The organism is Azospirillum sp. HJ39 (assembly GCF_041507355.1).
GTDB lineage: Bacteria > Pseudomonadota > Alphaproteobacteria > Azospirillales > Azospirillaceae > Azospirillum > Azospirillum thiophilum.
In genome coordinates, this window is the sequence record NZ_CP167910.1 from 191,221 (window position 1) to 215,916 (window position 24,696).

General features: G+C 64.0%; 18 protein-coding genes and 1 pseudogene. 8 read left to right on the plus strand and 11 right to left on the minus strand.

Features of this window, described 5'->3' with window-relative positions:
* Nucleotides 1–21 precede the first annotated feature (21 nt).
* Nucleotides 22–420, minus strand: a complete 399-nt coding sequence (locus ABMY26_RS11510; protein ID WP_372396410.1) for a hypothetical protein — start codon at nt 418–420, stop codon at nt 22–24.
* Nucleotides 417–5,459: a CHAT domain-containing protein gene (locus tag ABMY26_RS11515; protein ID WP_372396411.1), complete on the minus strand. Its 5,043-nt coding sequence runs from the start codon at nt 5,457–5,459 to the stop codon at nt 417–419. The genes ABMY26_RS11510 and ABMY26_RS11515 overlap by 4 nt, the downstream gene beginning before the upstream one ends.
* 416 nt (nt 5,460–5,875) lie before the next feature.
* On the opposite strand from ABMY26_RS11515, the gene ABMY26_RS11520 reads away from it, so the two are divergent.
* Entirely contained in the window at nt 5,876–6,454 is a 579-nt protein-coding gene (locus tag ABMY26_RS11520; protein WP_372396412.1) for a recombinase family protein, read from the plus strand.
* A gap of 116 nt (nt 6,455–6,570) precedes the next feature.
* Nucleotides 6,571–7,626 (plus strand): hypothetical protein, encoded by a 1,056-nt coding sequence (locus ABMY26_RS11525; RefSeq protein WP_372396413.1) that lies wholly within the window; start codon nt 6,571–6,573, stop codon nt 7,624–7,626.
* Nucleotides 7,627–7,693: 67 nt separating this feature from the next.
* On the opposite strand, the gene ABMY26_RS11530 is transcribed toward ABMY26_RS11525, so the two are convergent.
* Nucleotides 7,694–7,924: a hypothetical protein gene (locus tag ABMY26_RS11530; RefSeq protein WP_372396414.1), complete on the minus strand. Its 231-nt coding sequence runs from the start codon at nt 7,922–7,924 to the stop codon at nt 7,694–7,696.
* A 76-nt stretch (nt 7,925–8,000) separates the two neighbouring features.
* Here ABMY26_RS11530 and ABMY26_RS11535 point away from each other — a divergent pair, with 76 nt between their 5' ends.
* From ABMY26_RS11535 to ABMY26_RS11555, 5 genes are all read left to right on the plus strand, one after another.
* Complete coding sequence (locus ABMY26_RS11535) at nt 8,001–9,200, plus strand: DUF3800 domain-containing protein (protein ID WP_372396415.1); 1,200 nt, start codon at nt 8,001–8,003, stop codon at nt 9,198–9,200.
* Nucleotides 9,201–9,364: 164 nt separating this feature from the next.
* Nucleotides 9,365–9,649, plus strand: coding sequence for a type II toxin-antitoxin system RelE/ParE family toxin (locus ABMY26_RS11540; RefSeq protein WP_372396416.1), 285 nt, complete (start codon nt 9,365–9,367; stop codon nt 9,647–9,649).
* On the plus strand, nt 9,649–9,960 hold the full coding sequence (locus ABMY26_RS11545; RefSeq protein ID WP_372396417.1) for a HigA family addiction module antitoxin: 312 nt from the start codon (nt 9,649–9,651) through the stop codon (nt 9,958–9,960). Before ABMY26_RS11540 ends, ABMY26_RS11545 begins: the two co-directional genes overlap by 1 nt.
* A gap of 48 nt (nt 9,961–10,008) precedes the next feature.
* The gene (locus ABMY26_RS11550) at nt 10,009–10,266 is read left to right on the plus strand and encodes a hypothetical protein (RefSeq protein ID WP_372396418.1); all 258 of its coding nucleotides are present in this window, start codon (nt 10,009–10,011) and stop codon (nt 10,264–10,266) included.
* A 300-nt stretch (nt 10,267–10,566) separates the two neighbouring features.
* Complete coding sequence (locus tag ABMY26_RS11555) at nt 10,567–10,809, plus strand: DUF4167 domain-containing protein (protein WP_372396419.1); 243 nt, start codon at nt 10,567–10,569, stop codon at nt 10,807–10,809.
* Between the two features lie 423 nt (nt 10,810–11,232).
* Here the strand turns inward: ABMY26_RS11555 and ABMY26_RS11560 are convergent.
* The 6 genes and pseudogenes from ABMY26_RS11560 to ABMY26_RS11585 form a co-directional block, all read right to left on the minus strand.
* Nucleotides 11,233–12,139 (minus strand): annotated as a pseudogene (locus ABMY26_RS11560) (IS630 family transposase); the annotation flags it as partial.
* 220 nt (nt 12,140–12,359) lie between these two features.
* The gene (locus ABMY26_RS11565; RefSeq protein WP_372396420.1) at nt 12,360–13,397 is read right to left on the minus strand and encodes a DUF3883 domain-containing protein; all 1,038 of its coding nucleotides are present in this window, start codon (nt 13,395–13,397) and stop codon (nt 12,360–12,362) included.
* A 138-nt stretch (nt 13,398–13,535) separates the two neighbouring features.
* Entirely contained in the window at nt 13,536–14,705 is a 1,170-nt protein-coding gene (locus ABMY26_RS11570) for a restriction endonuclease subunit S (protein ID WP_372396515.1), read from the minus strand.
* Nucleotides 14,706–14,719: 14 nt separating this feature from the next.
* Entirely contained in the window at nt 14,720–16,222 is a 1,503-nt protein-coding gene (locus ABMY26_RS11575; RefSeq protein WP_372396421.1) for an N-6 DNA methylase, read from the minus strand.
* Nucleotides 16,223–16,291: 69 nt separating this feature from the next.
* Nucleotides 16,292–18,670, minus strand: a complete 2,379-nt coding sequence (gene hsdR / locus ABMY26_RS11580; protein WP_372396422.1) for an EcoAI/FtnUII family type I restriction enzme subunit R — start codon at nt 18,668–18,670, stop codon at nt 16,292–16,294.
* A 717-nt stretch (nt 18,671–19,387) separates the two neighbouring features.
* The gene (locus ABMY26_RS11585) at nt 19,388–20,296 is read right to left on the minus strand and encodes an SDR family oxidoreductase (RefSeq protein ID WP_372396423.1); all 909 of its coding nucleotides are present in this window, start codon (nt 20,294–20,296) and stop codon (nt 19,388–19,390) included.
* Nucleotides 20,297–20,678: 382 nt separating this feature from the next.
* Here ABMY26_RS11585 and ABMY26_RS11590 point away from each other — a divergent pair, with 382 nt between their 5' ends.
* The gene (locus ABMY26_RS11590) at nt 20,679–21,641 is read left to right on the plus strand and encodes an AraC family transcriptional regulator (protein WP_372396424.1); all 963 of its coding nucleotides are present in this window, start codon (nt 20,679–20,681) and stop codon (nt 21,639–21,641) included.
* Nucleotides 21,642–21,744: 103 nt separating this feature from the next.
* On the opposite strand, the gene ABMY26_RS11595 is transcribed toward ABMY26_RS11590, so the two are convergent.
* Together ABMY26_RS11595 and ABMY26_RS11600 are read right to left on the minus strand one after the other, a co-directional pair.
* Complete coding sequence (locus ABMY26_RS11595) at nt 21,745–23,607, minus strand: IlvD/Edd family dehydratase (protein ID WP_372396425.1); 1,863 nt, start codon at nt 23,605–23,607, stop codon at nt 21,745–21,747.
* Between the two features lie 79 nt (nt 23,608–23,686).
* Nucleotides 23,687–24,637, minus strand: a complete 951-nt coding sequence (locus tag ABMY26_RS11600; protein WP_372396426.1) for a Gfo/Idh/MocA family protein — start codon at nt 24,635–24,637, stop codon at nt 23,687–23,689.
* Nucleotides 24,638–24,696 lie beyond the last annotated feature (59 nt).

Consider the following 24,696-nt stretch of genomic DNA (forward strand, 5'->3'; position numbering starts at 1 on the left):
CTCTGGGGGAGCGGATGGCCTTTACCCCTTGGTCGGATCGCTGGTCGTCCCATCCGACGCCTGTTCGAGCCGGTCGAGCACCGCGTCGCGCTTGGCGGTGATCAGATCGAGTTCGGGCGCCGCGCCGCTGGTCAGACGCACGCTGTCGGCAGGTGCCGCCGTGCCGCGCACACGCTCCAGCAATCGGTCGATCCGCTCGGCCAGCCGGGCACGTGCGGCGAGGTCGAGCGTGGCGACGATGGCGCTGGGGACCGCCAGCACCAGCGCGGCGACGGCGAGCGGATCGCCGCGCTGGATAGCTTGGTCTTGCGATGGCGGAAGACGCTCCGCATCGGTGCCGAGGGCGTCGGCGAGGAACTCCTCGACCTCGGCGGCGAGCGCCGGGGCTTTGGGTCCGGCGATGGTGATGGTGATGCTCATTTCACTGCCTTTCGGATGAAATCCTGGATGCTTCGGACTTGCCCGACACCCTGGCTGTGCCCGAGCGTGGTGAAGGCATCGGCGGCCTGATCGAGCACACTCAGCGCCGCCTCCGTCTGCCCGGCCGCCGCAAGAATTTGACCGAACAACGCACCAACCACGCCGACGCCTTCGACCCGCCCGATCCGTTGGAAGAGGCCGAAACTCTCGGCGAGTTCCTCGGCGATGGTCACGGCCTCGCCGTTTTGCAGCCCACCCCGCTGAAGGCGGATGGTGGCGCAGGAGAAACGGATGTGGGCGAGGCTGTCCAGGTCTTGCATCTGCTGGGCCACCGGCAAACGCTCGATCAGGTGGATGCGCAGGGCCTCGTCGGTCTGGCCGCGGGTGGTGAGGATGTCGGCGATCTTGCCCATGGTCACCGCGCGCGAGCGCACGTCGCCCAGGCGCTCATGGACGGGGAGTTGCTCCTCGCGTCGGATGCGCAGGGCCTCGTCGGTCTGGCCGCGGGTGGTGAGGATGTCGGCGATCTTGCCCATGGTCACCGCGCGCTCGCGCACGTCGCCCAGGCGCTCATAGACGGGGAGTTGCTCCTCGCGTCGGATGCGCAGGGCCTTGTCGCTTTCGCCGCGGGTGGTGAGGATGTCGGCGATCTTGCCCATGGTCACCGCGCGCGAGCGGACGTCGCCCAGACGCTCATAGACGGGGAGTTCCTCCTCGCGTCGGATGCGCAGGGCCTCGTCGGTCTGGCCGCGGGTGGTGAGGATGTCGGCGATCTTGCCCATGGTCACCGCGCGCGAGCGCACGTCGCCCAGGCGCTCATAGACGGGGAGTTCCTCCTCGCGTCGGATGCGCAGGGCCTCGTCGGTCTGGCCGCGGGTGGTGAGGATGTCGGCGATCTTGCCCATGGTCACCGCGCGCGAGCGCACGTCGCCCAGGCGCTCATAGACGGGGATTTGCTCCTCGCGTCGGATGCGCAGGGCCTCGTCGGTCTGGCCGCGGGTGGTGAGGATGTCGGCGATCTTGCCCATGGTCACCGCGCGCTCGCGCACGTCGCCCAGGCGCTCATGGACGGGGAGTTCCTCCTCGCGTCGGATGCGCAGGGCCTCGTCGGTCTGGCCGCGGGTGGTGAGGATGTCGGCGATCTTCCCCATGGTCACCGCGCGCTCGCGCACGTCGCCCAGGCGCTCATAGACGGGGAGTTCCTCCTCGCGTCGGATGCGCAGGGCCTTGTCGCTTTCGCCGCTGGTGGTGAGGATGTCGGCGATCTTGCCCATGGTCACCGCGCGCGAGCGGACGTCGCCCAGACGCTCATAGACGGGGAGTTCCTCCTCGCGTCGGATGCGCAGGGCCTCGTCGGTCTGGCCGCGGGTGGTGAGGATGTCGGCGATCTTGCCCATGGTCACCGCGCGCGAGCGCACGTCGCCCAGGCGCTCATAGACGGGGAGTTCCTCCTCGCGTCGGATGCGCAGGGCCTCGTCGGTCTGGCCGCGGGTGGTGAGGATGTCGGCGATCTTGCCCATGGTCACCGCGCGCGAGCGCACGTCGCCCAGGCGCTCATAGACGGGGAGTTCCTCCTCGCGTCGGATGCGCAGGGCCTCGTCGGTCTGGCCGCGGGTGGTGAGGATGTCGGCGATCTTGCCCATGGTCACCGCGCGCGAGCGCACGTCGCCCAGGCGCTCATAGACGGGGATTTGCTCCTCGCGTCGGATGCGCAGGGCCTCGTCGGTCTGGCCGCGGGTGGTGAGGATGTCGGCGATCTTGCCCATGGTCACCGCGCGCTCGCGCACGTCGCCCAGGCGCTCATGGACGGGGAGTTCCTCCTCGCGTCGGATGCGCAGGGCCTCGTCGGTCTGGCCGCGGGTGGTGAGGATGTCGGCGATCTTGCCCATGGCAACCGCGCGCGAGCGCACGTCGCCCAGGCGCTCAAAGGCCGGCAGAACCTCCTCGCGCCAAAGGCGCAGGGCCTCGTCGGTCTGGCCGCGGGTGGTGAGGATGTCGGCGATCTTGCCCATGGTCACCGCGCGCGAGCGCACGTCGCCCAGGCGCTCATAGACGGGGATTTGCTCCTCGCGTCGGATGCGCAGGGCCTCGTCGGTCTGGCCGCGGGTGGTGAGGATGTCGGCGATCTTGCCCATGGTCACCGCGCGCTCGCGCACGTCGCCCAGGCGCTCATGGACGGGGAGTTCCTCCTCGCGTCGGATGCGCAGGGCCTCGTCGGTCTGGCCGCGGGTGGTGAGGATGTCGGCGATCTTGCCCATGGTCACCGCGCGAGCGCGCACGTCGCCCAGGCTCTGGAACCGTTCGGACGCCTCGCACAGCAAGGTTTCAGCCTCCTCCGGCTGGCCGATCTGGATCAGTCGTACGGCGCGATCGTATAGAATCATCGCAGCAAGCTGCGGATCGATGTCCGTTGCCGAGGTCGCCCGCGCCAGGAAGCTGTCTTGCTCCTCTCCTCGGCCGAGCCGCCCGGCGCATTCCGCTCCAAGCCGCAGCAGCGGGGGAATGGGCAGCGTTCCGTCGCGGTCGAGCAGGCTGACGGCCCGCGTCACCAGATCCAGCGCCTGTTCGACCTCATGAGCGGTATTGAACAGGAAACGCCCGCCCGACAGGACTGCCGCCTGCACGATGCCCGGAGGGCCTTCAGCCAGCAGCGCGAGATTGGCGAGCGTTGCAGCCTGGAGGTTCGCCGGCAGTTGCCCGTCGTCCTTCGCCCAAGCGGCGTACAGGTCGCCAACCACCGCGACCGCCAGCATGGCTTGATCGGCCGGAGACAAGGGCGACACCAGCGGCCGGGCCAGCGGATTGACCGCCCCGTCGGGCCTGCCGCTGGGACCGCGGAAGCGGTCGAGCAGCCCCAGTCCCTGGAGACGCTCCACCGCCGGGCCGGGCTCGGCGATCCCGGCGGCACGCCCCGCCGCCTCCAGCGCCGTCACCGGCACCGCCAGTGGGAACAGCGTCGCGGCGCGAAGCTGGATCGTCTCGGTCGGTGTCAGCATCGCCCGGAACGCCTCCAGCGACACCCGCTGGAAGAACTCCTGCGCCGCGCTGTCCTCCGCCGGCCTTTGGCCGCTGGCCAGATAGCTCTCCACCGCCGCCACCGCCCGTGTCGCGGCGGTCATCCCGGCGGCGCGGTCGCGGACCGTCAGCAGGGGCCGGGTCAGGACCTCCTGCAAGCCGGGATTGCCGCCGGCCGCCGCGCGGATGCGCTCCTCCAACCGGTCGAGAGCGGGGTCGACGCCGGGCGCGCGCAGCCGCCCGTTCAGCCGCGCCGCCGTGCGCATCTGCTTGGTCCGCTGCGCCACGTCCATCGGCGGCAGCGCAACCACGCTGAGGCGCCCGGCCAGATCGTCGCCCCGCGCGTCGGTCAAGGCGAACTCATACCGGCTGGTGATCAGCAGCCGCGAGGCGCTGTCCCGCCCGGCGTCGCGGAAGGAGGCGATCACCGCGCCCATGACGGCGCCAGCGGCCGGGGTCTTGAACGGGGTGGCTCGCTCGCCCGGCTTCGGGTCGGCCAGAATCCGTTCGAGATCGTCGATGATCAGCAGGATCGGCCGGCTGCCGCCATGGCCGCTGAACGGCCCCTTCAACAGCTTTTGCAGCACCAGCTTCAACGCCGCGGGATTGTCGACGATCGTCGCCTCATGCGCCGTGACGATGGCAGCCTGGTCATCCTCGGGCAGTGCGGCGACCAGAGCATGGAAAACCGCGTGGGCGTCGTAGCGTTCGAACACCACAACCACCGTATGTCCGTCAACACGGCTGGCGATCCGCTCGGCCAAGCTCGATTTGCCGAGATTGCCCATCCCCTGGATCAGCACACCGGGACTGCCGGCGCTCCAGGCCCGCAACGCTTGCTGGATTGCTCGGCGGCGCCCGACGAACTGCTCGGCCGTCGCCACCGGCACCCGTCCCTTGGCTTTGTCGAGATAAGCCTTGTCAGCCCCGTTGCGGCGGGCAGGCCGTGTCGGCTTGCCCGGCTCGCACAGGGAGCCGCCACCGCGCGGCCCGAGCCAGACCCGCGCCAGATGCCAATGGGCGCCATCCGCCGCCGATCCATCCGGCTGTGTCCTTCTGGACTCTTGGGCCGTCAGCAACGCGCATCGAGCCAGTGCCGCCGCGTGGACCACCGGCCGGCCACCGGCGAGTTCGCCGTAGAAGGTTTCGGCGAAGCGGATGGCGTCGCCATCCTGGACCGAACCGTCCCAACCCACCGCGTTGGCGACGCCGGCGCCAACCAGCGCCTGGACGAAACAGGCGGCGCCGCTGCCCGGCCGCTCGGCGGTGCGGCAGGCCGACAGGAAGACAAGCCGAGGCATCCGCTCCTCGTCGCCGAGCAAGGCACAGAGCCGCCCGGCATCGACCGGATCGCAGGCGCCCTCTTCGGTTTCCAGCGCCAGATAGGGGCCGCTCGCGCCCAAATCGCCATGCCCGGTGAGGTGGAGCGCCTCCCAGCGCCGGGTTTGCTTCAGGCGCAGAGCAAGGCCCGCCGCGCTGCCGCTCTCTTCGATTGCGAGGTGGGCGTTCAAACCGCGCGTGGCGTCGAGAAAGGCGACCTCCTCGCGTTCGTAGTCGAGCACGTGCTGGCCCTCGACCTCGGCCGCCATGAACAGCACGGCGAGGTCGCCATGCTCGGGCGCGTCGGTGGGCTCGGACCTGCCCAGGCGGCGGGCGACCAGGAAGAGCCGGTGGGGGTTCGCCGCCAGAAACCGCCCGCTGGACGCCAGAAGCTCCCAGGGCACGGCGAACAGGGTCTGCGCACCCTCGTTCCGATCGTCGTCGGCCTGGATTTCCAGAGATACCGGACCAGTCCCGGTCAGGCGCTCGTCGAGCCAGCCATCGCCGGCGTTGAGCAGCGTGGCGATGTCCTGGCCGATCGCCGACAAACGGTCCGGCTGCCGCGTCCGTACCGCCGCGTCAAAGGCGGTGGTCCAGCCCTTCATACGGTCCAGCCCGCCGAAACCGAGGGGCTTGCGGGTGACGGTGGTGCCGTCCAGGCAAAGCAGGATGTCGTCGGTCAACCGGATCCGCAACTGCACCATGACCCCTCCGATTTCCCTGAATAGAGCAAGCTCGGCCTTACCGCGATTAAATGGATTGACCGATGGTCTGAAACAACCATGAAGGGAGGTTGATGGGTGGTTCGGTCAAATGCCATCGGATTTCGGCCACTTCCATTGCTGGGTTGACGCCACGGGATGCGTCCCTGCCCCGGCGGGTGAGTGCCCCGCCGCGCCAGTTCAGGGCCAGAGCAGGAAAATGACCGGATCGCCCAGGATGCGAGAGCTTGAGCGGACCGCCCGCCCCATCAGTGCCAAAAACGGTCGTTTTTGGCACTACGGCAGACGGGCAGGGCGGCAGGGCCGCCGGCTGCGCTCGGAGTAGTGACAAATGAAGTGACAAAATGGGTGTGCCATGTGATGGTGCCCTAGTTGAGTTTTGGCACTATCAGGCACCCATGCTGCTCGGCTACGCGCGCGTCTCAACGCAAGATCAACACCTTGAACCACAACTCGATGCCTTAAAGGCCGATGGAGTTGATGTGGATAGGATTTATACTGACAAGGCCACAGGGGCAAATTCCGACCGCCCAGGGTTGGTCGCTGTGTTGAAAGCCCTGCGTGAAGGAGACACACTCGTAGTCGTCAAGCTGGATCGCCTGGCCCGGTCGATGAAGCACCTGATCGAACTGGGGGAGGCAATCCAAGGAAAGGGGGCGGCACTGCGCGTGCTGGATGCCGGCATCGATACGGGGACTCCAGTCGGCCGGCTCACGTTCCACATCATCGGTGCATTGGCCGAGTTCGAGCTGGCACTGATCCGAGAGCGCACACAGGCCGGCCTACGAGCCGCTCGCGAGCGGGGACGGCGCGGTGGGCGTAAAAAGAAACTAGAAGGCAAGACACTCGACCTCGCGCGAGCGCTATGGAGCAATCCAGAGTTCACCGTTGAAGACATTGCCGAACAGATGAAGGTGTCGAGGCGGACATTATTCCGTGAACTTGGAGCACGGCCCGTCGAAGCTCCTTCGTCGTAAAGAGGCACCGCCGGCGCCATCTCGTCAATCAGCCCGCCAGCCGGCGCAGTTTCGCAGATCAGGCTGGCAGCCCCCTCGGTGCCGGTCTGGCAGGACGGGGGTCCCGACCGTTCGTCTTGGAACGTCCGCAAAGCGCCAGGAGCGGAAATAAGGTCAGGATTGTACATCCAGACTTGACGATGTTACCATTCCAAATGACGCAAAATGTTAATAAGTTACCGCACGATGGCATTTACGGTAATAAAATTACCATTTTCTATATAAGGAAGTTCTCAATGAGAGAGGGAGAGGAATTTCAGTGGCCAGGGTACTACATTCTGCAACCTGATGGCACTATAGACATTCATGTATGCTATCGTCCTCTTAATCAGGATGAAGTGGAGGAATTTGAAGAGGCAATAAGCGTTGTATTTGATTTGCAGCCAATTCTGCGCGCCTATGAAGTATTTGAGCTAAGCCACACAGAAATTAATTCTGCAATTGACGATATTCAGGATATGCATGGGAGATTAATTAATTCTGATTTTGGTGGGATGCCAATTATTTACGACGCGAAAGTTCTCTTCATTCATAGAACGATGACTTTTCTCTCATCGTTTAAGTCTTTTTTAGATCACGCGGAGACTAAGATCAAAAGAAAATATAAAGAAAATTCTTCAATACACAACAACTTTATAAAGGAAACAAATTATCTTTACGACAATCACTTTTCGTACCGATTCATGAGTAAGTTACGCACTATTTCGCAACATGTGATGCTGCCAATTTCTGTTTTCAACATAAATGTTGAGCAACAGAATGACTCTAATAAACCAAAGCACTGTGTCAGTATTATAGCTGAACGCAAGGAACTCCTTAATGGATGGGGAAAGTGGGGCGCACGGATGGAAAAGGAGTTATCTGAATTACCAGATAGGATTAACTTACTTCCTATAATTAATGAACACGCTATCTGTATAAAAAAACTGTTTTGTAGTTTTATTGAAATAGAAAAAGATAAACTCAATTATGCTTCTTTGTGCCTAAATGAACTTCTCAAGGCAATCGATTCACCGCCAGGCGCTGTTCCTGTGCTCTGGATTACTCAGAATCCCAAAATTGACATAGAGCCAACTCGATCAAAAATACCGCCATTTGAAGATGTTCGAAGAATTTTGAATATTATTGGTTAAATATCTATAATTATCAAGCAGATACCCTTTCATTCTGCAAAATCCCGGCCAATGCCGGATGGGACTTTCAAGATGTCCGCAAAGGGTCAGAAGCGGACGCTTGAGAGTGTCGCGAAAGGGGCGGGATGGCCACCTCGTCGGCGTGCCGGCGGCGATCATATTTTTCGCGCATCCAGCGATGCGCGCGGTAGAATTCTCCCGTGAAGGGGTATCGCGAAAAGGACTTGCCGTGGCTGAAGCCATGTTGACCAATCCAACGATCACGGGTCAGCAGGTTGCTGATGAGTTCGGCGTCCATAGAGGCACCCTCTACCCGGCGCTACGTGACTACCGACAACGTCGCGAGAACAACATAAAATACTGGAGTATTTGCTATGTACGCATTCGTTGATGAGACAGGGAACACTGGAGCAAACCTATTTGATGAGAAACAGCCGGACTTTTTCACTGGAGCAATGATTACAAAAACAAATTTCGACATTATCCAGAGAAATAATATTAAAAATCTGTGCAAGAGGCATGGAATTGTAGGGATTCATGCATCTGTCATCGGGCCAGATAAGGTGGAGGATATAGCAGACTCTCTTGTTAATATACTTAAGAAATCTGATGCGCGCTTCTTTATATCTCGCGTCGAGAAGCGCTATTTGCTCGCAACAAAATTATTTGACACTTTTTTTGACGCTGGCGAGAATCCCGCCGCATCATGGCTTGCGTACAACGTTCGCCTGATGCGCCTTATGCTTTGTCTTAAGGTCTCTACTATTATTACTGACGATATTGCGCGCAAATTTTGGGACATGCTCATGGCTAAGAGGGAAGCAACAGCCAGAGCGATGATCCCCGATATCTGCGAGGCACTCTTGGCACGAGTTCCATTGATAGTTGATAAACGGTCTCAAGAAATTATCATACAAACGCTCGAATGGAGCCGCAGCCATCCAGAAGCACTTGACATATTCATCCCTGGTCGTCAGGCCAAGAACGGGCACATGCCCAATATGGTCGCTTTCGTAAACTTGATGGAAGGATTGGAGCAATATTCGAAACGATGGGGCCGCCCTCTTAAGAAGATGGTTCACGACCGCCAATCTCAATTCGAAGGTACACTTCAGGAATGGCATCGTATGCACTCAAATGCTTCTCCTGAACCGATCAAGCTAATTGGGGAGACAGTAGTACTCCAGAAACTTCATGGTTCACAGTTTGAGATATCTGCTTCAGATGCAAGCCCTGGAATCCAGATCGCTGACGTTGTGCTTTGGCTATTCCGACAAATGCTTAATGGTAAAGCGCTAGGTGAAAACTCAAACAAGCTGCTACAATACGCCATTAAAAAGGGTTGGCATAACGACTTCACTTTTGAGGGAGTCAATCGGAGGGCTGAACTTGCATATGAAAACATAATGAGAAAAGATATTTCTGATGAAGAATTGGAGCGAGGGAAGCAATTGGTTGCTTTGAAGGAAGAACATAGATTGCAGGCAATAAAACTATACGATCATGATGGACTTATGCCCTATGAGCGTGATTGGACAATGACGGCTAGTCTCCAGGAGCCAGAAGGGTCTTGATGACAGGCGGCCCCACTGCCTGACCGCCATCATGAGGGGCCGGCCTCGCCTGCACTGATGTTGTCGCAAAAGGGAGTGGTCGGGGCGGTTCCACGACCAAGGTGTAAAGCGCGACCTTACAGAATTTTGTTGACGGGCCGGGTGTAAACCGATACCTTACACCCATGATCCGCTCCATTCAAAACAAGGCGCTCCGACGCTTCTTCGAGACCGGCAAGGCGGATAAGCTGTCGATCCAGGGGGCAGCCAACATTGCCCGCCTTGGCCGCGTCCTGCTGGCGCTCGATGCCGCCGGGAAGCCGGAAGATCTGAACCTGCCCGGCTTCTACTTCCATGGGCTGGAAGGCACTCCGCCGCGCTGGTCCGTGCGGGTCACCGCCAACTGGCGCGTCACCTTCGCCTGGGACGCGCCCGACGCCATCGCTGTCGATCTGGAGGATTATCACTGATGACTGAAACCCCTCTGCGGCGGGGCCTTGCCCCGCTCCACCCCGGCGCCCTCCTGCGGGAGGACGTACTCCCGGCTTTGGATCGGCCCGTTACTGACGTTGCCAAGCTCTTGCGCGTGTCGCGCCAGACCTTGCATGCCCTTCTGCGGGAAGAACAGCCGGTCACCCCGGCTATGGCCCTGCGGCTCGGCAAGCTGTGCGGCAACGGGCCGGAGCTGTGGCTCAACCTTCAAGCCAAGCATGACCTTGAGCGGCTTGGCCGCGAGATGGCCGCCGATCTCGCTGAGATTCCCACCCTCAACGCCGCCTGAAACCTGGGGGGCGGCGTCGGCCGCCCTTGTCGCGAAAAGGAGGTCAGATTGAATCGCAATCAAGCGAACAAAGTCGCCGAAACCCATAAGGTCGGTTTTTGGTGGGACCGTTCAGCATCCGAATGGGTCGTTACAGAACCCTTTGAGTCTGGCTGTGCAGACAGAAGGCTTTCATCAAAGGTCTTGAGTGATATCTCAGAGGCCGATTTCACCCTCCTTTACATTCAACCGGTAGTCAACTCTGCAAGAGTGGCGAAGCAACAGCGATTGGCGAATGAGGCGGCCTTCTTTGGTCGTGGTTCTTAACCGGGCACAACTGCGAAGGCTGCTGTCCGTCTGTAGCGAAAGGGAGCGGCCGGGAGCGTCCGCCCGCTGTCGCGAAAGGGGCGGTAAGGCCAGGCGCCGCCGGCGCTGAGGGGGTCGACCAGGCTGCTGGCCACCGAGCCGGCTGATCGGCCGCGCCCTCGATGTCGGTCAGCGCGCCGGCAGACGTCGCCTCCACCGCCGCACCGGAAAAATCCTGCACAGCGTAGCGATGCACGGCGTAGACTCTGCCGGGGGGCAGAAGATGACCCTCCACTCTATTCAAGGAAGTCAGTAGGCCCAATGCCACCCTCCAGGCCCCGTGTACCAGCGCCGCGACCGAATTTCAGCAAGCCTCGCTCGCCTACTGCCGCTTTGGCCGGAGTTCGACCATCACCCGCCCGTGTGAATGGATCAGCGCTTCAGAAACAGTCTCAGTGGCTCGCCCGCGCAGCCGATGCCGAACGCACCGGAGATAGCGTGGAGGCTGAACTGTGTCGGCAATATGCTGAGCATTGGTTCCGCGTATCGCGGGGAGAGGATTGAGGGAGATGAACCGGTGAGCGACATCACCTTGACGCCGCGAGAGCGGGCTCTGATCCGTAACGAATTCATGGTGCGCTTTGGGCAGGCACCGCGGCTGGAGAGCGGCATCTTGGTGAAGCGGTGGGCCACCGGGCCGAGCAAGAACCAGCCGAAGCCGGGAACGGTCATTCAGGGGATGCTGGAGCGTGGGCTGCTGGAGTTGCGGGATGACGCCATTGGCTGCGGGCTCGCTTTACCGAGGCCGGCCTCGCTGCTTACGGCACATGGCCGAGGATGCACGCGCCCTTCCACCAGGCGAATACCAGCATGTTCTAGACGAACTCGGAGGTGGGCAACGGGCAGAGGTAGAGCACGGCTGAGCTCACGTTCATGCCGCGTTCTCAGATCCCGGACAATTTGCGCACTTTCGTGTAGTGACCCCCATTCCGACGGCGTGATTGCGTCGATGCCCTGTCGAATGGCCTCCCAGAGAGCGTCCTTCGTCCGCGCCGCAACCTTCTTCAGGAATGCCTTGAGTTTGGAGAAGGCCATCTCGATTGGATTGAAGTCGGGGCTGTAAGGCGGCAGGAAGTGCAGTTCGGCGCCGGCGCGCTCGATGGCCTCGCGCGCCGCCACCAGCTTGTGGGCGGGCAGATTGTCCATCACCACGACGTCGCCCGGCCTCAGCGTCGGCGCCAGCACCTGCTCGACGTAGGCCACGAAGGCCGGGCCGTTCATCGCCCCGTCCAGCACCATGGGCGCGGTCATACCGCCCAGCCGGAGCCCGCCGACGAAGGTGGTGGTCTTCCAATGCCCGTGCGGCACCGGAGCACGGCAGCGCTCACCGCGCGGGGCGCGGCCCCACAGACGCGCCATCTTGGTGGAGGCACCGGTTTCGTCGATGAACACCAGGCGCTCAGGATCAAGGTCGGGCTGGAGGTCGAACCACGCGCGCCGACGGCGCAGCACGTCGGGGCGTTGCTGCTCGGCGGCGTGCGCGGTTTTTTTTGACCGACAGGCCGTGCCGGGCCAGCAGGCGCCAGACCGTGCTCACCGCAACCCGCAGCCCGTGCCGGCTCTCCAGATGAGCCGCGATCTCGGCCAGCGTGAGGTCGGGGGTGGTCTCGATCAGGTCCAGGATCTCCGGCGCATGGACCTCCATGCGGTGCGAGTGCCGGTCGCCGCCCATCGGTTTGGGCTGCACGTGACCGTCCCGGCGCCATAGAGCCACCCACTTGATCGCCGTCGAGGGCGCCACCCCGAACCGTTTCGCCGCCGAGCGGCAGGATTGCCCGCCGTCTACCGCCGCGATCAGCCGCTCACGCAGATCCAGAGAAAGAGGTGCTGTCATGCGGGCTGGCCTCCTTCACCAGCCCCCATCTTGAATCAGATTTCACCCGTCACGGGAATCCCCCTTCGATTCCAACCGATAGGAAAATGCTCTAGATTTTCTCGATGGCATGCGGGACGGCGGAGTAGCGTTGAGTGGACATGGCAGGCAGCCCTGGGTGGATGTGTCGAGGGATTTCCGGCGTCCGCAGAGTGTCTTGATCAGGCTCCGTATTCGGGCCTCACCCGTGCCTCAAGATCACGCCGATCCGTTGTTCTTCCTTGAGGCGGCGTCCACGGTCATCTTTCCAACTGTCCGAACCGATATCATAGCGAAAGATGTGATCGGCGACGCCGTTGCTCAGGCAGCCGGTGCTGACGAAGATGACATACCGGTCGCGCAAACCCGGAGTCCGCATCTTCTCGAACTCGTTGGGCGTGAGTTCGACCACGACATCAGCGCCGCTCACCCCTTTCACCTCGATCAGCAGCGGGTTTCCCCGCTCCGGGAAGCCCTCAAGGTCCCAGCCACGCGCTTTCAGTGAAACATCGTCGATGCGAAGCCTGCCGCCGGCCGCCGACTCGAAGTGAGCCCTGGCCCGCTCCATCGCCTCGTTCTCCACGGCAATCCGCTTCGCCGGATCATAATTGCGCGGCGGTCGCCGGCTGGATGGCGTCGGCCCGCCCCCTTCGTAACGGTCGATGAAGTCGAGAACCCGTTTGCGGAATGAGGGATGATTGTCGCAGTACCAGATGCAGTTCTGGCCGAATCCGCCCTCTTCCGTCTGAGCGCTTGGAACCGGAAGGGTGCGGTCCTCCACCGGAAGGCACACGCCATTTTCCGTCAAGGTTTCGACAATGTGACGAATGGGATCGCCGTTGACAATCCATGCGGTTTCGCCATCGGTGTTCTGTTCATACCGATGCAAAAGAGCATCCCTGTACCAACCCACCACATACGAACGTTGGTCGTTCGGATTGCGCGCGAACCAGACGACCAGAACGCCCTCCATCCACTCCACATCTTTCTCGGCACCCAGGCGCGTCAGCCTAATGCCCCGGCTAGCACTGAGGGGCGCGTAGCCCCGCAACCGGCCATCCAGCGGTAGAAAGTTGGCCGCTTCGTGGCCATGCTGGGGACGCCGTCTTTTTTTGTCGAACTTACCCTGCAGGTAGCCGTGCGTCCCGAGGGTCGGATCGTTGCTGGCCGGTCCGCCGTAGCGTTTCATCCAGCCGATGTTGAAGAAGATCATCGGCCCCTTGCGGTCGATACCCGGCATCTCGGCAACCCTGACCTGTTTTCCTCCTTTCGACTTCTAGATTGAACCGTAGGAAGATTCAATGGTCGCTTCAATGGCGGGTTGTTCCATCTAAAAATGCACGCACATGCGCGATGTCGTATCGGTGGATCGCGATGGCTACAATTCGCCCCGGAATGCACGATCAAGGATGGCGGGAAGGAGCGCGTCCAGAGCCTTGGTACGTTCGGCCTGGACGGCCTTCACGGCGTTGACCCTAGCCCTTAGCGCATCCAATTTGGAGACAATACTTTGTTGTTCGGAGAGTGAAGGAAGAGGAATCGAGAAGTTGAGCAGCTTAGGTGTCTCAAGCTTGCGTGTGTCATGTGTGGATTTTTCTACCATCTCAAGAAGACGGTCATTCCATGCCCAAAGTATATAGCATAGAAACTCCGGCGAAAGGTCCGAAGATGGGATTAATGCCTTCATGTCCTGATTAATGGCGCATTGCCGCAACAGCACGGCAGATGGCACGGTATGAGCCAATATCATGCCACGAACAACAATGAGCACCGCACCAGAATCAATCAATTTTGCAGGAGATTGCAATGTCGCTGCATCTGATATGTGGTCGATGGCATCGCTAATCCTTCGCACCTTCATGTCTTTTGGCGTGATCCATGGAACCGAGCCATCCCAGAACAACGGGTTACTTTTGGATGGCGTGCCACCACCTCGCACCACAACGAGGTCTCCCAGGCGCCGAATTGGCGATGCTATAACGGAGGAATCTACAAGGCTAGCCGCAGCCCTGCGCTCAAGCCCTGCGACCTGCTTGTCTGCGTTCGCGCTTTCCATTTGTGCATAGCACATGCTCAAACGTACTTTTTCGATCCGCCCCACAATCCTGCGCTGCTCATCTAGAGACGGAAGCGGAACTTCAATAGCGGCTAGTTTTTTCTGGCTGAGCGTTCGGTTTCGATCCGCAGTTCCGGGGGATGCCTCCGCAAGTTTTGCTACCCCTTCTGCCGTAGAAAAATAAAGGCCAAGCCATTTGGGCAGCACCTGAGCTTGGTCAGCCACGCACGTCAGGTAACGATGGGAACAAAACCGCCCATCGTCTTCAGAGCCAACAACTGCGACCGCCCCCTCCCATGCCTTGATGTTGCTGATCAAAAGATCCCCGGCTCGGACCTGGAACAGCTTCTGCCAAGTGATGTCACTGCCGTGAAGATCAGGGTGATGGAATGTGCCTCGCCCAAATGAACGCACGGCTATGATTGGATAGCTGAGATTATCCATCGCCTCTACCGGGCGCCGCTGGATTGGTGCCACGGTACTCAGCTTCACCAACGGCCAAACACTCATTCCTTCGCCCCTAGCGCCTGCTCGATCTCCGCCATCAGCGTTAGGATCCGCTTCTCCTTGTCGATGATGCTGCGTACCAACTCTTCCGGCGGCAGGTGTTCCAGGTCGGCCTTGGCATTGGGGTTCTTGCGGTCCAGGTTGTATCCGGCCGCCGCGATTTCCTCGGCGTTGACCGCCCAGGCGTTTTCACTGGGTTCGCGCGCGGTCCACCACGCGATGCAGCCGGCGAACTCGTCGAACTGGATGGGCTGGGTCTTGGTGTAGTTCCTGCGCCCCGTCGGCAGAGGCTGTTGGTAGAACCAGATATCCCTGGTGGGCCCGATAGTGTCGAAGAACAGGATGTTGGCGGGAATGCCGGTATAGGGCGCAAAGACACCTTCCGGCAGCCGTACCACGGTGTGCAGGTTGAAGTCGCGCAGCAGTTCCGCCTTGATGCGGGCGCAGACGCCCTCGGCAAACAGCATGCCGTTGGGCACCACCACGGCGGCGCGGGACGGGCCGAACTGCCCCTTGGTGCGCCGCAGGGATCGCATGATGAGCTGGAGGAACAGCAGCGCGGTTTCCGACGTCCGCTTGTCGTCGGGGAAGTTGTTCTGGATGCCGCGCTCCTCCTCCCCCCCGAAGGGCGGGTTCGTCAGGATCACGTCGACCCGGTCGTCTTCGCCGATCTCCGACAACTTAACGTCCAGCGCGTTGCCGGGATCGATGTTCGGCGCCTCCAACCCGTGTAGCAGCAGGTTCATCTGCGCTAGCAGATAGGGCAGGGACTTGGGCTCGGTTCCGTACAGGCTGCTGTTCTGCAGGGTCTCGCGATCCTCCACCGTTCGGACCTGGGCCTTCAGATGTTCGAACGTCTCGACCAGGAAACCGGCGGTGCCGCAGGCCGGATCCAGCACCGACTCGCCCAACCGCGGGTTGGTGACCTTGACCATGAAGCGCACGACGGCGCGTGGCGTGTAGAACTCGCCCGAATCGCCGGCAGCGTCGCGCATCTCGCGCAGCATGCTCTCGTACAGGGCGCCCAGCGTGTGAAGCTCGTCCGACGCTGTGAAATGGATGCCATCGACCTTGTTGACGATGTCGCGCAGTAGGTAGCCGCTACGCATGCGGTTGTCGATGCCGCGGAAGACGGTGGCGATCACGTCGCGCCGGTCGTATCGGTCACCCCGGCCGGACAGACCGCGCAGGTAGCGGAACAGTCCCTGACCCTTGGTTCCGTCCGGACGGATGCAGGTGTCCTGGTTGACGAAGGCCAGCAGCTCGTCGCCGGTGATGCCGTCCTCCCGTGCCGCCCAGTCGCGCCAGCGATAGGGAGGTTCGATCGCCGGGCGGAAGCGCTTCTCGGACAGTTCCGCGTCGATCTCCCTCTGACGTTCCAGATCGTCCATGAATTTCAGGAACATGATCCAGGTCAGCATGGGCAGGCGATCGAGGTCCCCGTTCAGGCCCTTGTCCTTGCGCATGATATCGCGCGCCGTCTTGAGCAGGGAGCCGAGCATCTGCGCGGTCGTCTGCGGTGCGGTCGCAGCGGCTTTCCGAGGTCTTGTCATAGTATTTTCAGGTGTGGATCAAGCGACGTAGAGAAGGGACTGGAGCTGTACCACAGCCTCCCTCAGCTTGTCCGGTCCGCCGAACAGACGGACGATCTCCGCCTTGTTGCCGTGGGTGGAAATGGGCGGCACGTCCAGGATGTCGGGCAGCTTAAACTGTGCTGCACCGTGGTCGGCGTATTTCTCCAGGAGCTCGTCGAGGATCTGCCTGGCCTCCGGACCGTACTGGTCGAAGAAGTCCTTGCGGCGCGACTTTAGGCGCTGCGCCCGTTCCCGCCGTGTCAGCAGCGGCGCGTTGAAGGCAAGGTGGCACAGCAGGTCGAAGGGATCGGCCTCGGGCTGCCCGGCCTCCTCCGCCAGGGCGGCGAAGTCGATGCCGCGCTCGGCGAGCGCCTCGATGATATCGGCTCTTTCGCGCGCATCGCCCCAGCGCCGATGGAGTTCGCGCACGTCGGGGACAAGGCCGCGAACCTTCTCCGCCGCGTAATCAGTGTAGCTGATGGTGCGCAGGCGATGGCCGTCCGGGTCCATCTCATGGACGACGTGGACGGCGATCTCCACCTCCCCGCCATCGACGTAGTATTTGCGCGGCTCCGCGTCGTTGTCACCGCCCAGGATGCCTGGATTGCCAGGATGGATCGTGTCGTCCGGCTCCGGTGGTTCGGCCACGGGCTGCCCGGTCACTGTGACGACGGTTCCTTCCTCGTCCACCGTCTCCTCGGTCACGGCGACCGGGTCGCCGTCGAAGGCGGGGTCGGCGAACTTCCGCATGGCGCTGCCGGTGTAGTCGATGATGTTGAACCATAGCTTGCCGTAGTCGTGGCGCACGCGGGTACCGCGGCCGATGATCTGCTTGAACTCGCTCATGCTGCCGACGACGCGGGCCAGCACGACGTTCTTGCAGGTCGGCGCGTCCACGCCGGTGGTGAGGAGCTGGCTGGTGGTCAGGATGATCGGCGCATCCGGCTTCGGCTCCACGTCCTTGAACCGGCCCAGGTGGGTGCGTCCGATGGCACCGTCGTCCGCAGTCACGCGGCATACATAGTCCGGGTTCCGCCTGACCATGTCGCTGTTCAGGTTGATCAGCGCCTTGCGCATTTCCAGCGCATGTTCCTGGTCCACGCAGAAGACGATGGTCTTGTCGGTGCGGTTGGACGCCTTCAGGAAGTCGGTCAAATGGCGGGCGATGGCCTCGGTCCGGGCGAGCAGGGCGACCGTCCGATCGAAGTCCTTGGTCAGGTACTCCTCGTCCGGGATGCGGCGACCATAACGGTCCAACTCGTCCCGGCTGGGGCGCCAGCCCGTTGCGTCCACCGTGGAGACCACCTGATGCACACGGTAGGGTGCCAGGAAGCCGTCCTCAATGCCCTGGCGCAGGCTGTATTCATAGATCGCGTCGCCGAAGTAAGCGTAGGTGTCACGGTTGTCTTCGCGCAGCGGCGTGGCGGTCAGGCCCAGTTGAACCACCGGCTCGAAATATTCGAGGATGCGGCGCCAGGAGCTGTGGTCGCGGGCGCTGCCGCGGTGGCATTCGTCGACGATGATCAGATCGAAAAAGTCCGGCCGGAATTGGCGGAACAGGCCGTCGCGCCGCTCGTCCTCTGCCAGAGCCTGATAGATGCCGAAGTAGATCTCGCGGCCGAACGACAGCGGGCCGTCGCCGATCTTGTGACGCGCGTCGCCGAACACCGCGAAGATGCCGTCCTTCGGCTGATCGACCAGGATGTTGCGGTCGGCCAGGAACAGGATCTTGGGCTTGCGGTGCTCACCCGTCCGGTTCCACATGGCCGACCATAGCTTCCAGCAGATCTGGAAGGCGACCGCGGTCTTGCCGGTGCCGGTCGCCATTGTCAGAAGTAGGCGCCGGTCGCCTTTCAGCACGCGTTCCACCACACGGTTGATGGCAATCTGCTGATAGTAGCGCTCGTCGTGACCGCTAGAGTGCCGGTACGGCGTGAGCAGCCGGCCGGCCATGGTATCATCCGCCAGCCCTTCCGCCGCCCGATAACGAGCCCACAGCTGTTCCGGCGTGGGGAAATCGGCGACCGGCGCTTCCCGGCCGGTGGTGTAGTCGAACTCGACGATCTCCCGCCCGTTGGTGGCGTAGGCGAATTTCAGCCCAAGCATTTCAGCGTATTGTTTCGCCTGCCCCAGACCGGCAGCTGCCACCATGTGCCTGGCCTTGGCCTCGACGACGGCAATCGGGAAATCCCGTGTGTATTTGAGGATGTAGTCCGGTCGCTTCGGCGGCTTGCGAACGAAGCCGGAGCCACGCGGGATGATCCGACCGTCGGTGATGCTGCGCTGCTCGTTGATCGCGTGCGGGTCGTCATCCCAGCCGACCGCCTGCAGCTTGGGCACCACGAACTTCCGGCAGGTATCGGCTTCGGTACTCATCACTCTCAAGATACGAGCATTCAGAGAAGCCGACAAGCGGAGTGCACGCGAACCGCAATCCCAAAACTCAGTCACCGAAGCCGCTCGGAGGTAGCGGATGTTCTTTTTCTCGGGACACCGGTCCGATACCTAGGCAGTGTCTGGCAGAGTGGTCCATTGAAGCTGTTGGACGGCAGGACAACTAACACGTAAAATTAGAAGCTGGTGGTGATCATGCAGCCTCTCACCGGTCGAGATCGAGGTGGATGGGCGGCACTGTCGGTGTCGGCCACCCGGCCGACGTCGCCGTTCCGCTCAGGTCCCGGCCACAGCAGCGGACTGGTGCGGATGTCTTCTCAATATAGGCAACCTGTGCGTAGCATCCACTCTATCGACTAGGCCGCCGGAGCCCTGTGTTACCCGCATCCCGTGCCAGGAAGAGCCGCGGAAGCCGCGCTGCGCCAGCACCGCCGACAGGACGGCTCGGTCGACGGTCCGCTATGGGTCAGAAGCGGACGCTCCCACATCCGACCACCAAACGGATTTTTGGTGGCCGCGTCGGAAGCCGTCCGGAATTACCCGCTCCCCAAGGGTTTCCGGACGGGCCGAATGACGGACGGGATGACGGAAAAGGCGATGGACGCCCGTGTCCTCATCCCGTTCAATCCCAGCGTTGTTCAGCGAACTCCTGTCGCGCCGTCCTCCCGATGGCGTGGCCACCCAGGCGGCGCAACGATGTCACCCGCCGAAATAGCGGTCGTGGTCGAGATCGGTGATCAGCCCCGGTCCGGCCGGCTGCCAGCCCAGCCGGGCGCGCGTCCAGGCGCTGGAGGTCGGGCAGTCCAGCGCGGCGAAATGGGCGAACCAGCCGAAATGGGCGGCGGCCTCCTCGCCGGACTTGGCGACAACCGGCACGCCCAGCCGGCGGCCGATCACCGCGGCGATCTCCCGGAAGGAAACGCCCTCCTCGGCGGCGGCATGGTAGCAGGCTCCGCCCTCGCCCCCGCCCTCTGCCCGTTCCAGCGCCAGGCGGTAGAGGCGGGCGGCGTCCAGCCGGTGCACGGCGGACCAGCGGTTCAGACCCTCGCCGATATGGGCGGAAACCCCCTTTTCGCGCGCCATGCCGATCAGCAGGGGAACGAAGCCGTGGTCGCCGTCGCCATGCACCGACGGCGGCAGGCGCATCACCGACACCCGCACACCCCGCGCCGCGACCGAGGCGGCAGCCTCCTCCGACGCGACGCGGGGCAGGGCGCCGGGGCCGGAGGGCGGGACCATCTCCTCGGTCGCCAGCCGGACCGAGCCGAGCAGCCCGACCGCGGAGGTCACGATCAGCGGGCGGCCCGACCCGGCGAGCACGTCGCCGAAGGCGTCGATCACGTGGCGGTCGGCCTCGCAACTCTCCTTGTAGCGCGAGAAATCATGGTTGAAGGCGGTGTGGATCACGCCGTCCGCCGCGGCGGCTCCGGCGCGCAGGCTGTCGAGGTCGTCCAGGCCGCCCCGGTGCGGCTCGGCTCCCGCCGCCTCCAGGGCGCTCGCCGCCGCCTCGGTGCGGGCAAGCCCGAGCACCCGGTGGCCGGCGGCAACCAGCTCCGCGACGACTGCCGAGCCGACGAATCCCGTGGCCCCCGTTACGAATACGCGCATCGTCCTCTCCTCATGGTCCTTGCGGTATCGCCGCATCTGCGGCGCTTGGCTGACGGCAGAGCGACGTCAGGTTGACGGCAGCGGCGGATTGCCCTCTCTCCCCCGGGGAGAGGGAGGGGACCCGCGCCGCAGGCGTGGGGAGGGTGAGGGGGCCGGCGCGCGGATCGCGCGCCGCCAAGGGGCATACTGCCCCTTGGCAATCCCCTGGCGCAGTCGTTCCGACCGCGCTGCCCCCTCACCCAACCCTCTCCCCGGGGGGGAGAGGGCTTACAACCAGTCCTGTTAACCTGACCTCGTTGCCCTGAAGCTGACGATACGGATTTGCGCGATACGATCCATGCTGTAACGTCTGGAATACTGTCGTGATCGTCCGGAATGTGCCATGGAACCGCTGTCCGACCCGCTGTCCGATGTGCTGTCGCTGCTGAAGCCGGAAAACCTCATGTCCGCCGGGCTGGACGCCGGGGGCGACTGGTCGATCCGCTTTCCCCTGCAGGAGCGCGCGATCAAATGCGGGGCGGTGGTGACGGGGCGCTGCTGGCTGATGGTGGACGGGCAGCCCGAGCCGCTGCTGCTGGAGCCGGGCGACGGGTTTTTGCTGCCCGGCGGGCGGGCGTTCCGGATGGCCAGCGATCCCGCCGTGCCGCCGGTCGACGTGGCCGGGATCTTCCGGCCGGCGCGGGCGGGCGGCGTGGTCACCTACAATGGCGGCGGCGGATGCCTGGTCGTCAGCAGCCGGTTCCTGGTGGCCGGCGAGCATGCCGGGATCCTGTTGCGGATGCTGCCGCCCGTCCTGCACATCCGCGCGGGCGCCGACGGCGGCGCCATGCGCTGGTCGGTGGAACGGATGATGCTGGAACTGCGCGACGGGCAGCCCGGCGGCGTGCTGACCATCCGCCATCTCGCCCACATGATGCTGATCCAGGCGCTGCGCCAGCATCTGAACGGCGGGGCGGCCGGCGGCGGTGTCGGCTGGCTGTTCGCGCTGGCCGACAAGCGGATGGCGGCGGCCATCGGCGCCCTGCACGGCGACCCGGCGCACCGCTGGACCCTGCAGGAGCTGGCCGGCCGGGTGGGGATGTCGCGCTCCACCTTCGCATTGCGGTTCAAGGAGACGGTGGGCGCCTCGCCGATGGAGTATCTCACGCGCTGGCGCATGCTGCTGGCCGGCGACCGGCTGGCCGGCACGGCCGAGCCGGTGTCAGGCATCGCGCTGTCGCTCGGCTATGACTCGGAAAGCGCCTTCAGCGCCGCCTTCAAGCGGGTGATGGGCTGCTCGCCGCGGCTCTATGGCCGCAGGGGTGCCGGGGCGTCGGCTGCGGCTTTGGGGGCCCCGGGAGATTGAGAGCGGGGGGCGCGGCGGGGATTCTCGGGGCGGTCACGCGGTGCGTCCCCCTCACCCCGACCCTCTCCCCGGGGGGGGAGAGGGGGAGGCTGGCGGTCGCGGCTCAGTGGTTGTCGCGCGGGATGCCCATGGTCTGGGCGACGCGCTGGTACTTCACCGCCGGCTTCAGCACCATGCCCTCGTCGAGCTGGTCGACGATGCCGCGCTGGATCTCCTGCCACGGAGTCTGCGACGGCGGGGAGGGGTAGCCGCCCGCCGCCTCCAGCGCGGCGCGGCGGTCGGCCAGCTCCGCCTCCGGCAGCAGGATGTCGGCGCTGCCGCGCCGCAGGTCGATGCGCACCCGGTCGCCGCTGCGCAGCAGGGCGAGGCCGCCATTGGCCGCCGCCTCCGGCGACGCGTTGAGGATCGAGGGCGAGCCCGAGGTGCCGGACTGCCGCCCGTCGCCGATGCAGGGCAGCGAATGGACGCCCTGTTTGATCAGCTCGGCGGGCGGGCGCATGTTCACCACCTCAGCCGCTCCCGGATATCCCAGCGGGCCGGCGCCGCGGATCACCAGGATGGTGTAGGCGTCGATGCCGAGCGTGGGATCGTCGATGCGGTGATGGTAGTCCTCCGGGCCGTCGAAGACGACGACCTTGCCCTCGAACGCCTCCGGATCCTTCGGATTGGAGAGGTAGCGCTCGCGGAACTCCTCGGAGATCACGCTGGTCTTCATGATGGCGGCGTTGAACAGGTTGCCGCGCAGCACGACGAAGCCGGCGTTGATCTTCATCGGCTCGTCGATGGGGTAGATCACCCGGGTGTCGAGGGTTTCGGCGGTCCGGCAATTCTCGCCGATGGTCCGGCCGTTGACGTTGGGCGCGTCCTCGCGGATCAGGCCCTGGCGCATCAGCTGCGACACCACCGCCGGGACGCCGCCGGCCCGGTGGAAATCCTCGCCGAGATATTCGCCGGCCGGCTGGAGGTTGACCAGCAGCGGCACATCCAGCCCGTGGGTCTGCCAGTCGTCCACCGTCAGCGGCACGCCGATGTGCTTGGCGATGGCGTTGATGTGGATCGGCGCGTTGGTCGAGCCGCCGATGGCCGAATTGACGACGATGGCGTTGAGGAAGGCGTCGCGGGTCAGGATGTCCGACGGCTTGATGTCCTGGCGCACCATCTCGACGATGCGCTTGCCGGTCTCGTAGGCGGCCTGCTGGCGCTCGCGGTAGGGGGCGGGGATCGCGGCCGATCCGGGGAGCTGCATGCCCAGCACCTCCGCCAGCGAATTCATGGTGGAGGCGGTGCCCATCGTGTTGCAGTAGCCGGTCGAGGGGGCCGACGACGCCACCAGCTCGATGAAGCCCTGATAGTCGATCTCGCCGGCCGCCATCATCTGGCGGGCCTTCCACACGATGGTGCCCGAGCCGGTGCGCTCGCCGCGGAACCAGCCGTTCAGCATCGGGCCGACCGACAGCGCGATGGCCGGGATGTTGACGGTCGCCGCCGCCATCAGGCAGGCCGGCGTGGTCTTGTCGCAGCCGATGGTCAGCACCACGCCGTCGAGCGGATAGCCGTGCAGCACCTCCACGAGGCCGAGATAGGCGAGGTTGCGGTCGATGGAGGCGGTCGGCCGCTTGCCGGTCTCCTGGATCGGGTGGACGGGAAACTCGATGGCGATGCCGCCGGCGGTGCGGATGCCCTCGCGCAGCCGCTCGGCCAGCACGATGTGGTGGCGGTTGCACGGGCTGAGGTCGGACCCGGTCTGGGCGATGCCGATGATCGGCGCACCGGACTGCAGCTCCTCCCGGGTCAGGCCGAAATTCAGGTAGCGTTCCAGGTAGAGCGCCGTCATGTCGGGGTTGGCGGGGTTGTCGAACCACGCGCGCGACCGCAGCCGCCGCTCGGGACCGGGGGCCGGACCGGCGGCCGGACCGGCGGCCGGGTCGGCGAAGGGGGCGGGGGAGGTGGGGGTCGGATCGGTCATGGCGACACCGGTTCGGGTTGGGGCGCGGGGCGGTGGCCGCCGGCGCCGGAGTGTGGGGAAGGAGGCCGCGGCGGCGGCGTCACCAGTCGAAGGCGGCGGTGCTGCGCCAGCGCCCGACCAGGCAGGCGTCGGCCACCAGCGACAGCGGGCGGGCGTCGACGTCGCTCGTCCCGTCGGCGATCAGCCGGTGGAAATGGCGGTAGATGCGCTGGTACTCGGTGTCGGGCTCGGCCAGCGCCGGCACGCCGTCCACCGTCAGGCGGGTGCCGCCATGGGTCAGGTCGAGGCGCCCGTCCGCCGTGTCGATGGCGATGGACCAGCTCTGCTCGCCCTGCTGGAGGAAGTCGAAGTCGGCGGTCACCCGGCCGATGCGGGAGCCAGGGGCGCCAGTTGGGGCGGCCGCCATCTCCAGCGTCGCGGCGATGGGGGTGTCGCGGTTGGCGGGGACATGCAGCTCGGCGGCGCGCACGAAGACCGGGGCCGGCAGGATCGCGGTCAGGATCGACAGGGCGTTGATGCCGGGATCGAAGACGCCGAAGCCGCCGGCCGCGAAGATCCAGTCCTGGCCGGGGTGCCAGCGCCGCACATCCTCCTTCCAGGTGATGGCGACGCCGCGGATGTCGGCATCCGCCAGCCGCGCCCGCGTCTCCTCCACCGCCGGGTTGAAGCGGGAATGCCAGGCGGTGAACAGGGTGCGCCCGGCGGCCTGCGCCTCGGCCACCAGATCGTGAAGCTCCGACAGGGTGGCGGCGGGCGGCTTCTCGATCAGGACATGTTTGCCGGCGCGCAGAGCCTCGACCGTCAGGCCGTGGCGGACGGCGGGCGGCGTGCAGAGCGCCACCGCGTCGAGGCCGGGCAGCGCCGCCAGCATCTCCGCCTGGGAGCGGAAGGTGGGAGCGCCGTCGGTGGCGGCGCCATCCGGGCTGACCACGGCGGCGAGATCGAACAGGCCGGTGGCGGCGATGGCGGGGATATGCTGGTCGCGGGCGATCTTTCCCAGACCGACAAGTCCGAGGGTGGGGAGCGTCATGGCGATATGTCCGGTCGGGGAAGGGAAGGCGCGGTCCTGGAACCTTGTCCCGGGGGGCC